Annotated in this window: 7 protein-coding genes; 5 read left to right on the top strand and 2 right to left on the bottom strand. The window is 72.5% G+C overall.

Annotation, left to right across the window (positions count from 1 at the left end; genetic code table 11):
• Positions 1–26 precede the first annotated feature (26 nt).
• Complete coding sequence (locus ABD262_RS07635; RefSeq protein WP_344133509.1) at positions 27–1,823, top strand: MFS transporter; 1,797 nt, start codon at positions 27–29, stop codon at positions 1,821–1,823.
• Complete coding sequence (locus ABD262_RS07630) at positions 1,820–5,839, top strand: AAA family ATPase (RefSeq protein ID WP_344133506.1); 4,020 nt, start codon at positions 1,820–1,822, stop codon at positions 5,837–5,839. Before ABD262_RS07635 ends, ABD262_RS07630 begins: the two co-directional genes overlap by 4 nt.
• On the opposite strand, the gene ABD262_RS07625 is transcribed toward ABD262_RS07630, so the two are convergent.
• The gene (locus tag ABD262_RS07625; protein ID WP_344133503.1) at positions 5,830–6,777 is read right to left on the bottom strand and encodes a hypothetical protein; all 948 of its coding nucleotides are present in this window, start codon (positions 6,775–6,777) and stop codon (positions 5,830–5,832) included. The two genes, ABD262_RS07630 and ABD262_RS07625, sit on opposite strands and share 10 nt — an antisense overlap.
• Before the next feature lie 146 nt (positions 6,778–6,923).
• Here ABD262_RS07625 and ABD262_RS07620 point away from each other — a divergent pair, with 146 nt between their 5' ends.
• The 3 genes from ABD262_RS07620 to ABD262_RS07610 all read left to right on the top strand — a co-directional run bounded on the left by ABD262_RS07620 (position 6,924) and on the right by ABD262_RS07610 (position 11,733).
• Positions 6,924–10,067 (top strand): DHA2 family efflux MFS transporter permease subunit, encoded by a 3,144-nt coding sequence (locus ABD262_RS07620; protein WP_344133500.1) that lies wholly within the window; start codon positions 6,924–6,926, stop codon positions 10,065–10,067.
• Positions 10,064–10,417: an MmcQ/YjbR family DNA-binding protein gene (locus ABD262_RS07615; RefSeq protein ID WP_344133497.1), complete on the top strand. Its 354-nt coding sequence runs from the start codon at positions 10,064–10,066 to the stop codon at positions 10,415–10,417. Before ABD262_RS07620 ends, ABD262_RS07615 begins: the two co-directional genes overlap by 4 nt.
• A gap of 311 nt (positions 10,418–10,728) precedes the next feature.
• Positions 10,729–11,733 carry a TerC family protein gene (locus ABD262_RS07610; protein WP_344134600.1) on the top strand — a complete coding sequence of 335 codons (1,005 nt, stop codon included), beginning with the start codon at positions 10,729–10,731 and terminating at the stop codon, positions 11,731–11,733.
• Here ABD262_RS07610 and ABD262_RS07605 read toward each other — a convergent pair.
• Positions 11,722–12,615, bottom strand: a complete 894-nt coding sequence (locus tag ABD262_RS07605; RefSeq protein ID WP_344133495.1) for an EamA family transporter — start codon at positions 12,613–12,615, stop codon at positions 11,722–11,724. The two genes, ABD262_RS07610 and ABD262_RS07605, sit on opposite strands and share 12 nt — an antisense overlap.
• Positions 12,616–12,918 lie beyond the last annotated feature (303 nt).

Below are 12,918 nucleotides of genomic sequence, written 5' to 3'. Positions count from 1 at the left end.
CACAACTTCATGAGGGTGCTGACCGCATGAGCGTGCTCGGTCGGGCCGTTCGCGAGTCCTCGACGGCGGTGCGCACTGTCTTCGGAAACCGCAACCTGCGCCGCATCATGCTCGCCTTCGGCGGGTCGCTGATCGGCGACTGGGCCTACGCCACCGCGATCTCGGTGTGGGCCTACAGCGTGGGTGGCGCCAAGGTCCTGGCGGTCTGGGCCGTGGCGAGGTTCATCCTGATGGCGGTGTGCACGCCGTTCGCTGCGACGTTGGTCGACCGGCACTCCCGCAAGGGCATCATGATCGGCGTCGACCTCGCGCGGTGTGTCCTGCTCCTGGTCGTCGCGGCCACGATGGCGACCGTGCCACCGCTGGTCGTCTTCGTGCTGGCCGGTCTCGCCTCCGTGTTGGGCACCCCCTTCCGGCCGGCCCAGCGCGCGATGATGCCGTCGCTGGTGTCGAGGCCGGAGGAGCTGACCGCGGTCAACGGCACGTCCAGCACCCTGGAGAGCCTGGCCTTCTTCGCCGGCCCGGCGCTGGCGGCGGGCATGTTGGCGGCGACCTCGGTCGAGGTGGTGCTCGTCTTCGACGCCGCGACCTTCCTCTGGTCGGCCGCCCTCGTCTACGGCGTGCGACCGGTACTGGCCGCGCAGCCGACTCGTACGCCCGCTGAGGAGGTGCGCGTCGACACCGGCGGATCGGAGGGTCCGCCGCCCGGCGCGACCGCCGGGGCAGCGCTCGAACCGGAGCCGGCCGGTGCCACGACGGCAGCCACCCAGACGACATCCACCGAGACGACATCCACCCAGACGACAGCCACGCAGCGGTGGGCCTTCCTGCGCGAGACCGGTGAGGGCTTCGCCTACATCTGGGGCAACCGCGACCTGCGGGTGCTCATCGGGCTCACCTGTGCGCAGACGCTCATCGCTGGCGCCTCGGCCGTCTTCGTGGTCTCGATGGCTTTCGACCTCGTCGACCTCGGGCCGCCCGGGGTCGGCTTCCTCGACTCCATGCTCGGGGTCGGGGCCCTGGTGGGTGGCTTCGTGGCCCTCTCGCGCGCGTCACGCCAGCAGCTCGGGCTGGACTTCTGCGTGGGCGTGGTCCTCTGGTCGCTGCCACTCGTGCTGGTCCTGGTGTGGCCGACCGTGGCGGTCGCCGTGCTGGTCATGCTCCTGCTCGGCCTGGCCAACCCCCTCGTCGACGTCAACCTCGACACCCTGCTGCAACGCCTCACGCCCGACCACCTGCTGGGACGCGTCTTCGGCACCCTCGACTCCGCCTACATCGCCTCCATGGCGGTCGGCGCGGGCGTGATGCCCCTGCTGATCGTCCTCGTCGGCCTCCAGTGGGGGATGGCCCTGCTCGGGGTGTTCGTGACGGTGATGGTCGTCCCCGCGGTCCCACGGATGCGCCGCCTCGACCTGACCCTCCGTGCGCCGGAGGGACTGCCCCTGGTCGAGTCGGTGCCGATGTTCGCGCCCCTGGACCGCACCGCGCTCGAGGGCCTGGCGCGCCAGCTGACCCGGGTCGAGGTCCCGGCGGGTGCGCTCGTCTTCGACGAGGGCGACGAGGGCGACCAGTTCTTCATCATCGAGTCGGGCGCGGTGGAGATCTGGCACCACGGCGTGCTGCTGCGCACCGAGTACGCCGGTGACTACTTCGGCGAGATCGCCCTGTTGCGTCAGGTGCCGCGGACGGCCCAGGTCCGGGCCGTCGAGCCGACCGTCCTGCGCGGGCTGGGACGTCGTGCCTTCCTCGACGCCGTCCTGGGGAACGTCGAGGCGGTGACAGCTGCCGAGACCGTCATGGCCCGCCGGATCCTCGCGGGGTGACGGTGGACGACCTCGACACGCGGCTCGAGCCGTACCTGCCCGTCCTGCTCCGAGGACCCGTGCCGGCCGAGCCGGTCCCGGCGCACTGGGCCCTGTCGGGCAGCCTCGTCGTCCTCGACATCAGCGGCTTCACCCGGCTCACCGAGAGGCTGGCCGCGCGAGGTCGCGCGGGTGCCGAGGAGCTCAGCGACGTGCTAGACGACGTGTTCGGCCCGCTCGTCGAGACGGCGCTGGCCGAGGGGTGCGACCTGCTCAAGTGGGGCGGCGACGCGGTGCTGCTGCTGGCCGCCGGCGCTGGTTCGGCGGTGCGCGCGACCCGCGCCGCAGCCAGGATGCGAGCCGAGCTGTCCCGCGTCGGCCACCTGCGCACCTCCGTGGGGGCCGTCGTCCTGCGCGCGTCGACCGGGGTGGCCACCGGCGACGTCCACCTCGTGCTGGCGGGAGACCCCGCTGTCCACCGCGAGCTCATGGTGCTGGGCCCGCTGGCCAGTCGGGTGACGGCGCTGGAGGCAGCGGCCTCGGCGGGACAGGTGCTCGTCGACGCGGCCACCGCGGCACTCCTGCCTGAGCGGTACGTGGGCGAGGCGACCGGGCCCGGCTTCCTGCTGCGCGGCCTCCCACCCGTCACCACCGCGCGAGCCGCCACCCCACTCGCCGCCGCCCCACCCGTCGCCACCGCACCACCGGCCCACACCTGGATCGGCACCAGGGATGGCGGGCAGGTCCCCGACCTGGGCACCCTCCTGCCGCAGGCCGTGGGCGGGGCCACGACGGACCGCGCCGGGCTGGTGCCCGGGCAGCTGCGGGCCCACGTCGAGCACGGCAACCGCGAGCCCGAGCACCGGGTCGCCGCGGCCGCCTTCGTCCGCTTCTCCGGCACGGACGCGCTGGTGGAGGAGGAGGGGCCCGAGGCCCTGACCCTCGCCATCGACCAGCTGGTGCGCACGATCCAGGAGGCGACGACGCGCCACGGGGTCTCCTTCCACGAGACGGACATCGACGTCGACGGGGGGAAGGTGATGCTGGTGGCAGGGGCGCCCCAGAGCACTGGTGACGACGTGGACCACCTCCTCGCGGCGGTGCGTCACGTGGTCGACCGACCTGGTCGCCTGCCGGTGCGGGTGGGCGTGGCGCAGGGTCGCGTCTTCACCGGCGACCTGGGACCGGCCAGTCGCCGCACCTACTCGGTCAAGGGAGGTGCGGTGAACCTCGCTGCCCGCCTCGCCGCCCGGGCCGCTCCGGGGAGCATCAGCCTGCCGGCCGAGCTGCTCGACCACAGCCGCACCCGGTGGGAGGTGGAGTCGGCCGCCGCGCTGCGGCTCAAGGGGTTGGCCGAACCGGTGTCCAGCGTGACCCTGGGCCGGGCCACCTCACGGCTGGCCGAGCAGGCCGAGACCGCCATGGTCGGCCGCGAGGTCGAGCTCGGGCAGATCCGGACCGCCCTCGACCGACTCGGCGACGGACAGGGCGGACTCGTCACGGTCGTGGGCCAGCCCGGGATGGGCAAGACCCGCCTCGTGGAGGAGGTGCTCGCGGGTGCCGAGGACTTCGTGGTGCTCAAGGCCGAGTGCGGGCACAGTGGCGCCACCGCGCCCTACGCGACGGTGCGCATCCTGCTGGCGGCAGCCCTCGGGCTGTCGTCCGAGGTCGACCCGCAGGAGGGGTTCCGGAGGGCGGCCGACGTGGTCGGGGCCCGTGACCCACAGCTCCTCGGGATGCTGCCGATGTTGGGCCTCGTCTTCGACGTCCCGCTCCGCCTGCCGCTCGAGGGTCAGGGCGACGACTCGTCGCCCGACCCGGGTGACGGGCGCGGGCCGTCGTCGACCGACCAGCCAGTCGGCCACGCCGCCCCCGAGGTCGCCGCGAGCGGGGACTACCTGGGGGAGGAGTTCCGCTCCGACGCGCTCCACCGCCTGGTGGTGGCCGTCATGGAGGCAGCCCTGCAGACGCCGACGTTGCTGGTGGTCGAGGACGCCCACCTCATGGACGGCGACAGCGCGCGGGTGCTCGAGCAGCTGGCGGCGCGTTGCGAGGAGCGGCCGTGGCTGCTCCTCACGACCCGGCGGGCGCTCGACGACAGCAGGCCCGTGGACGGCCTGGTGGTGGTCCTCGGACCACTCGGCGCGAGCGCCAGCGAGCTGATGACCGAGCTGGTCGACCCCGAACGGCCGCTGCCCCCCGCGGCGGCCCGTGCGCTCGTGGCGCGAGCGGGCGGCCACCCCTTGTTCATCCGTGAGCTGGTCCTGGCCGCAGCCCGCGGCGACCGCATCGACGACCTCCCGCTCTCGGTGGAGGAGCTGGTGGCGGTGCAGATCGACTCGCTGGCACCCCGCCAGCGCTCGCTGTTGCGCAGGGCCGCAGTCCTTGGCGACTCGTTCACCCTCGCGCTGCTCGCCGAGCTGGTGGCCGACCTGCCGGAGGGACGGACGCTGCGCGACGACGTCGCAGAGCTGTCGGCGTTCCTCGAGCCGGCCGGGACACGACGGTGGCAGTTTCGGCACGCGGTGCACCGGGAGACCGCGTATGCCGGGTTGCCGATCCGCGTGCGTACCAGCCTGCACGGCACGGTCGGGGAGGTGCTGTCGCGCTCGCCACGCGTCCGGAGCCGCCGGCCGGAGGTGCTGGCGCACCACTTCTTCGCCGCCGGACGGTTCGCCGATGCGTGGGAGTGCGCCCGGCGCGCGGGAGCCAAGGCGCTGGGCGCGGCCGCTCCCGAGGCCGCAGCCCACGCCTACGCCCAGGCGGCCGAGGCCGCGCTGCGGTCCGGGTCGGTGCCCAGCGTCGAGCGGGCTGCCGACCTCGAGTCGTGGGGCGACGCGTTGTTCCTCTGCGGCCGGTCCGGTGACGCCGACCGCGCCTACGCCCAGGCCAGGCACCTCTGGATGGGGGAGCCGGTGCGGTCGGCAGCGTTGTCGCTCAAGGCTGCCAAGGTCGCGCAGCGCCAGGGCCGCCACCCGGTCGCCCTGCGACGCACCGCCACGGGCCTGCGGATCCTCGACGGTGCCGAGGGACCCGACGCGCTGGCGGCCCGCGCCCGGCTCCTCTCGCGCAGGAGCGTGGTGCTGATGAGCCAGGGGCGCTATGCGCAGGCTGCGCAGTGTGCCCACGAGGCGGTGCAGACCGCCGAGCACGCGGGTCAGGACGACGCCCTCGCCCAGGCCCACCTGGTGCTCCACGGCGTGGAGGTCTTCACCGGCTCGAGCTCCGGGATGGACCACGGGGAGACCGCCCTCGCCCTGTATGCCGGTCTCGGGGACCTGAGCGGTCAGGCGCACGCCCACAACAACATCGCCATGCGACTACTGCTGCAAGGGCGTTGGACCGAGGCGCTCGAGGGCTTCCAGCGGGCGGCGGCCAGCTTCGAGAAGGTGGGTGACGCAGCCAACGCCGCCAACGCGGCATACAACAGCGCGGACCTGCTGAACCGGCAGGGCCGGCCCCGCGCGGCCCTGGACGTCCTCGCGGGGGTGCTGCGGATCGCGAAGGCGGTCGACGACGAGGAGCTGCGCGCGCTGGTGCTCCGTGAGCAGGGCCGGGCCCACCACCGGGCGGGACGCCCTGACGAGGGTGCTCGGCTGCTCGACGAGGCGCGCTCCGTCTTCCACGCCCTGCACGAACCCCACGAGGTCTGTGAGACCGACGTCGCCGTCGCCGAGGGCCACCTCCTGGCCGGTCGCTCCGCCGATGCGCTCGCGGCCACGCAGCGCGTCCTCGCGACCATCACCACGCTGGGGGCGGCGACGCTGTTGCCCTCGGCCCTGCGGGTGCGCGCCAGTGCCCAGGCGGTGCTCGGCCAGGTCTCCGACGCCTGGGTGTCGCTGCGTGACGGCCTCGCCGCGAGCGCGGCACCTGACCTCGCCCACGAGCGAGGGTTCCTCCTCGCGGTCCGGGCGCACCTGGAGTCGGTGGACCTGGCCGACCACGAGGCCTCGGTCGTCCTGGAGCGGCTCGGAGTGCTCCGCGCGCCCCTACCGTGGCTGTCGCCGGTCGGCCAGGACGAGCTGCATCACGGGTAGCTGCCCCGGATGTCGTAGGTGAAGAGGATGACGCTGTAGAGGTCGCCGGCGTTGTCGCGGGTGGACTGCACGGTGTCGCGGCAGGCGCTCTGTCCCGCGCCGAGCACGCCCTTGGACGGGCAGTCCGGCACCTGGGTGAAGGCTCCGGTGTTCGTCAGGTCGATCGTGATCGGGAACGAGCTGACGCCGCCCTGGCCGCAGAGCGTCTTGTCGCAGGCCAGGACGAGCGTGGCCGGCGCGCTGGGGGTGTAGAGCGGAGCGCCGTTCTCGTCCTTGAGCGAGACCTCGGCGGTGACCAGCCGAGCGGTGGTGCCCGACTTCGTGCGGCAGCTGAGGATCGTGTCGCAGGACCCGACCGACATCAGCACCGTGCCGTTGCCACCGTTGGGCAGCCGGAGGAAGCCGCACACCGGCGACGAAGGGCTGGGAGCCGGGCACCCGGGGTCGGTGACGTCCAGGCTGCTGCGCGGGGTGGCCTGGGCCCGGACGGCGGTCGCTGCCACGTTGACCGTCGTGGTCGTGCCGCTCAGGGCGGTCCCAGAGACGACCGTGACACCGAGCTCCACGCCGTTCCCGAACGCAGAGTAGGTGGCACCGGAGATGGTGCCCCGGCTGCTCGTCTTCGGGATCGTGCCCACGAGGACGCCGGCCAGGGTGCCGGAGCCGGTGACCAGGCTCAAGCGGATCTTGGTGTCCTGGTTGGGCACGAGTGGAGCGCCCAGGGGGTCCCGAGCCTCCACGACGACGTCGAAGGGCCGTCCGGCCACGGCGCCGACCAGTCCGGTGCCCTGGTCGCCGACGGAGATGACCGCCAGGGTCCCCTTGACGGGTCCCGCCAGGGAGGCCGACGGCGCCACCAGCAGGAGAGCCGCTGCCCAGAGCATGGCCACGACGGCCAGCACTGGGAGGGGGCGTTGGCGCAGTCGGAGCACGGACATGGGTGACCTCGGTTCGGCAGGTGGTCGTGAGCCTCCCATCGTGGCCTTCGGGCCCGGGGGTGCTGTACCTCAGTTGTCCTAGGCCGTTTGACGCGAGTCAGGCCGCGAGCGGTCCACCTACGCTCTGGCGCGGGAGGCGGTGATCCGTGGCGACAGTCACTGGAGCAGGGACTGCTGGCGTCACGAGAGACGCACGGGTCGGGAGCGGCACCGTGCTGGCGGTCGCCTCGATCGGCGCGTTCCTCGCGTTCCTCGACGCGACCGTCGTGAACGTCGCGTTCCCCAGCATCCGCGCCTCGTTCGGGGGCGCGAGCATCGGCGAGCTGTCCTGGGTGCTCAACGCGTACAACATCGTGCTGGCCGCGACCCTCATCCTGTTCGGCCGACTGGCCGACCTGGTCGGGCGCCGGAGGTTGTTCGCCCTCGGGGTCGCCCTCTTCACGCTGTCCTCGCTGGCGTGCGCGGCTGCCGACTCGGTCTGGTGGCTGGTCGCGGCCAGGTCGGTGCAGGCCCTGGGTGCGGCCATGCTGGTCCCCGCTTCCCTGGCGCTGGTGATCCAGGCCTTCCCCGCCGAGCGCCGGGTGCACGCCGTGGGGCTGTGGGGCGCCACGGCGGCGGCCGCAGCGGGTCTGGGTCCGCCCATCGGCGGCGCCCTGGTGAAGTGGGGCGACTGGCGGTGGGCGTTCCTCGTCAACCTCCCGGTGGGCGTCGGGGCGCTGGTCGCCTCCCGCCGGTGGCTGGTGGAGAGCCGGTCGCCGGGGCGCCGCCGGCTGCCGGACCTGCGAGGAGCCGTCCTCCTGGCCCTGGCGATGGGGCTGCTCACGACCGCGATCGTCACCGGGAACGACTGGGGCTGGACCAGTACGGGCGTGCTGCTGTGTGCTTCGGGCGCCGTGGTGGCGGCCGTGGGCTTCGTGCGGAGCTCGCGGTTGCACCCCAGCCCGCTGGTCGACCGGGCGCTGCTCTCGTCGCGCGGCTTCGTCGTCGCCAACGCCGCATCGGCGGTGGCAGGTCTCGGCTTCTACGCCTACCTGCTGACCAATGTGCTGTGGCTCCAGTACATCTGGCACTACGACGTGTTCAGGACCGGTCTGGCGCTGGTCCCCGGTGCCGTCGTGGCCGCCGTGTCGGCCGCCGTCCTCGGACCTCTCGCCGAGCGCCGTGGTCACCTCGTCGTCGTCGTGCCGGGCGCGCTCGTGTGGGCCAGCGCCTACGTCTGGTATGCCGTCGTGGTCGGCGCGTCGCCGAGCTTCCTGGGTCAGTGGCTGCCCGGGCAGGTCCTCAGCGGGCTGGGCGTGGGGGCGACCCTCCCGATCCTCGGCAGCGCGGCCCTGACCTCCGTGCCGGGGGGCCGCTACGCCGTGGCGTCAGCCGTGAACTCCAGCGTGCGGCAGATCGGCGGGGTGCTGGGGATCGCGTTCCTCGTGGTCCTGATCGGCACGCCTGACCCGTCCGGGGCGGCGGACGCCTTCCGACGGGGCTGGGTCTTCAGTGCCGCGGCCTTCGTGGTGTGCGCCGGGGTGTCGCTGCTGGCGGCCGGGTCCCGGGACCGGGCCGAGCCGGTCGACGAAGGGTCAGGGGAGGCCGGGTCGGCACTCCTGTCGGTGCCCGAGATCGACGCGCCCGCGCCGGTCACGGCCGCCCGCTCCCTCATGCACGAGCTCGGGCCCGACGGACGCGAGCTCGTCGAGCGGTCGGGTGAGCTGGTTCGGTTGCACGCAGGGGAGACCCTCTTCGCGGCGGGCGACCCGGCCGGTGCGGCCTACTCGGTGCGAAGTGGGCGGGTCGACGTCCTCACCGCCGATGCCAGGGTGCGATCCCTCGGCGCGGGCGACGTCATCGGCGAGCTGTCGATGCTGACCGGCGGGGTGCGCAGCGCCACGGTGCGGGCCCGCCGCGACTCCGTGCTGATGCGCATCGCGCCCGAGGCCTTCGACCACGCCCTCGACGAGCACCCCGCCACCGCCCGCTCACTGGTGCGCGTCCTCGCCTCCCAGCTGGCCAGTCCGCCGTCCCGCCAGAAGCAACGGCAGCCGGCCACCGTCGCGGTCGTCGGGCTGCACGTCGGTGCGCCCGTGGTCGAGGTGGCAGACGCGCTGCGGGCGGGGCTTGCGCGGTGGCTGGACGTGGCGGTGTCGGGCGAGGTCGACGTCGCCGGCCTCGAACGGCTCGAGCGCGACCACGACCGTGTGCTGCTCGCGGCGCCACTCGACCGGGTCGTGGGCACAGGGACGCAGCCGCAACCCTGGTATGCCGCCGCCCTGCGCCAGGCCGACGTCGTGGTGGCCGTCGCGGTCGGTGGCGAGGCACCGGACGACACGACGCCGTTGCTGCCCCCGGGCGCCGACGTCGTCCTGGTCGGTGGGAAGAACCCGACCGTCGGCCAGGTGGTCGCCTGGTCGCAGCGACTGGACGCCTGGCAGGTGACCACGGTCGACGGTCCCACGGCGAGCGCCCTGCGTCCGCTCGTCGCCAGGCTGGCGGGCAGGTCGCTCGGGCTGGTGCTGGCGGGCGGCGGCGCCCGCGCCTTCGCGCACCTCGGGGTGCTGGCGGCGCTGGAGGAGGCCGACGTCGCGGTCGACCGGGTGGCCGGGTGCAGCGTCGGGGGTGTGGTGGCGGCCCTCCATGCCGCGGGCATGTCCGCGGTCGAGGCGCGCGAGCAGGTCTACGCGGAGTTCGTCCGCGGTCGCCCGTTCTCCGACTACACGGTCCCAACGGCTGCCCTGGCGAAGGGGCAACGCCGTCGCCGTGCCATCACCCGGGTCTTCGGAGAGACCGTGATGGAGTCGCTGCCGCACCAGTTCCGCTGTGTCAGCACGGACCTGCTCTCGAGGGAAGTGGTGGTGCACCGTCGCGGTCCACTGGTCCCCGCGCTGATGGCCACCACCGCCCTGCCGGGGTTGTTCCCCCCGGTCGAGCTCGAGGGACGCCTCCTGGTCGACGGTGGGGTGCTCAGCAACCTCCCGGTGGACGCGCTCCTCGAGCGGCCCGAAGGACCTCTCGTCGCCGTGAACATCTCGATGGGTGGGTCGAGTGGGGTCCGACCCCCCGCGAGCGGGCCGCCGAGGCCGCTGCGCACCCCGGCCCTGGGGGAGACCCTCCTGCGCACCATGCTGATCGGCAGCGGCGGTGCCGTCGAGGCGGCCCGGGCGGCCGGCGCGATCGTCGTCACCCCCGCCGCCATGGGGGTCGGCCTCCTCGAGTTCCACCAGCTCGACACGCTCGTGGCCGCGGGGCTCACGGCGGGGCGCCGCCTCGTGGCCGAGTCGGGGCTACCGTCGCTCCTGTGAGCGAGCTCGACGCCGAGGCCCTGCGCGCCTACTGCCTGGCCAAGCCGGGCGCCTGGGCCGACCAACCCTGGGAGGGTGACTTCGTCGCCAAGGTGGGCGACAAGATCTTCGCCTTCCTGGGCCGCGACTCGGTCGGGCTGAAGTGCGGCCCGACCCGGGCCGAGGCCGACGAGTGGATCCTGCAGTACCCGGACGACGCCTCGGTGATGGCCTACGTCGGGCGATCCGGCTGGAACACGCTGCGCCTCGGTGGCGCGATCCCCGACGACGAGCTCCGCGATGCGGTCGACGACTCCTACGCGACCGTCGTCGCCAAGCTCCCGAAGAGCCGCCGACCCGAGACGCCCTGAGACCTGCCCGGCCCGAGTCGGGCTCGCGGTGGACCCGAGTCGGGCTCGCGGTGGACCCAGTAGGTCGGAGGCGGGTCCGAGTTGGGCGCGAGGCCAAAAGTCTGGGAGACTCGTCCTGTTCATCGGAGGGGAGTATCCCCACGCGGTGTCCTCGTCATCACGGTCGCCTGTCTTCGTGGCTCACCCAGCCACGCGGCATACCGACCCGGGGAACCGGTCCGCACCTCACGGGGCGGGAGAGACCTCCGGCCACCTTGTTGTGACCGGAAGGTTTCCCTGTGACCGCATTCGCTGCGACCACCGCCACCCAGATGGAAGTCCCCACCTGGGTCTGGTACCTCACCGTCGGCCTGATGGCCGCGGTCCTGCTGATCGACGTCTTCATCATCGCGCGCCGCCCGCACGTGCCGACGACCAAGGAGGTCAGCATCGCGCTGGCCTTCTACATCGGCGCGGCCCTGCTGTTCGGCCTCGGGATCTGGTACTTCACGCACGACCAGGCCGGCGGCAAGTTCGCCACCGAGTACTACGCCGGGTGGCTGACCGAGTACTCGCTCTCGGTCGACAACCTCTTCATCTTCCTGCTGATCATGGCCAGGTTCGGGGTGCCGGAGAAGCTCCAGCAGTCGGCCCTGCTGATCGGCATCATCATCGCCGTCATCCTGCGCGGCATCTTCATCGCCGTCGGCGCCGCCGCGATCAACCAGTTCTCGTGGGTCTTCTACATCTTCGGCGCCTTCCTCATCTACACCGCGGTCAAGCTCGGCAGGGAGGGGGAGACCGACGACGACGAGTACGAGGAGAACCGCTTCATGAAGTGGGTCGAGAAGCGCTTCCCGGCCACCGACCGGTACGACGGGGCCAAGCTGTTCACGCACGTCGACGGCAAGAAGCTCGCCACCCCGATGTTCATCGTGATCATGGCGCTCGGCACCACCGACCTGCTCTTCGCGCTCGACTCCATCCCGGCGATCTACGGCCTGACCAAGGAGCCCTACCTGGTGCTCACGGCCAACCTGTTCGCGCTGATGGGCCTGCGCCAGCTCTACTTCCTGATCGGTGGCCTGCTCAAGAAGCTGGTCTACCTGAGCCTGGGCCTGGCCGTCCTGCTCGCCTTCATCGGCGTCAAGCTCGTGCTGCACGCGCTGCACGAGAACGAGCTGCCGTTCATCAACGGTGGCGAGCACGTGACCGCGGCCCCCGACATCCCGATCTCGGTCTCGCTCGGCGCGATCGTCGTCATCCTCGGGGTGACCACCGTCGCGAGCCTCTGGAAGTCGCGCAAGGACGAGCGCGAGCGGGTCTCAGCCTCCTGACAGGGCAGGGTCGAGGCGCTCCTCCGGGGGCGCGTCGCGGCGCTGGCCGGCGCCCATCACCAGGGCGCTGGCCAGCACCACCAGGAACATGCCCAGGAGCTGCAGGGGGCCCAGCCGCTGGCCGAGGACGACGAGTCCGGCCAGTGCGGCGGCCGCGGGCTCGAGGCTCAGCAGGATGCCGAACACGCGTGGGCTGAGCGTGCGCAGGGCGGCCAGCTCGAGCGAGTAGGGCAGCACCGACGACAGCACGGCGATGCCGAGTCCCTTGGCCAGCGACTCGCCGGTCCAGTCGGGGATGCTCCGCACCCCGAACGGCAGCGTCACGACGAGGGCGACCGCCATCGCCAGCGCGAGGCCCTCGAGCTTCGGGAACTCCCGACCGGCGCGACCGCTCGCGAGGATGTATGCCGCCCAGCAGGCTCCCGCGAGCGCGGCCAGGCCCAGCCCGGTCCACTCCACCTCCGCGAGGGGCGTGTCGAGTGCCTCGGAGATCAGCACGACTCCCACGGCGGCGGCCGCGACGGCGCCCAGGTCGCGAAGGCGTCTCGACAGGGCGGTGGCCAGCGTCAACGGGCCGAGGAACTCGATGGTCACCGCCACCCCGATGGGCAGGTGGGCCAGTGAGGAGTAGAACGCGAGGTTCATCAGCCCCAGCGCGGCGCCGAAACCGAGCACGGTCAGCCAGGCCGCCCGGCGGTGTCCGCGCACCCGGGGTCGGGCGATGACCCAGAGGATGGCCGTCGCGAACACCAGCCGGAGGGTGACCGAACCGCCCGCCCCGATCTCGGGGACCAGGGTGGCCGCGAGGGCGCCCCCGAACTGCACCGAGACGATGGCGGTCAGGACGAGGAGCAGCGGCCGGGCCGGCGTCCTCGTCGTCATGGTGGGCGACTCTAGCCAGCACTGCGGCCGACGCCGTGGTTCCATACCACGAGTCGGATAAAGATCTGCGTTGTTGGTCTGCGGCAAGACTCAAGTCATCCAAATGCTGAGAAGGTCGGCTCAACGATTTTCACTTAGACCGTTCACATTGGCGGCGCCGTCGCAGGACACGTGAAGCACCTCGCGGTGAGAGCAGGCAACCGACATGTATTGGTGAGTTCACCTAGTCCCTAATGACTATTGCTGCCCATCTTTTTGACCTCATACCTTTGTCCAGTCGCGGAACCACAAGGAGACCTCACA

Source organism: Pedococcus bigeumensis (assembly GCF_039531795.1).
Taxonomy (GTDB): domain Bacteria; phylum Actinomycetota; class Actinomycetes; order Actinomycetales; family Dermatophilaceae; genus Pedococcus; species Pedococcus bigeumensis.
The sequence above is the reverse complement of the archived record's forward strand: the minus strand, read 5'-3'. Positions and strand labels throughout refer to the sequence as shown.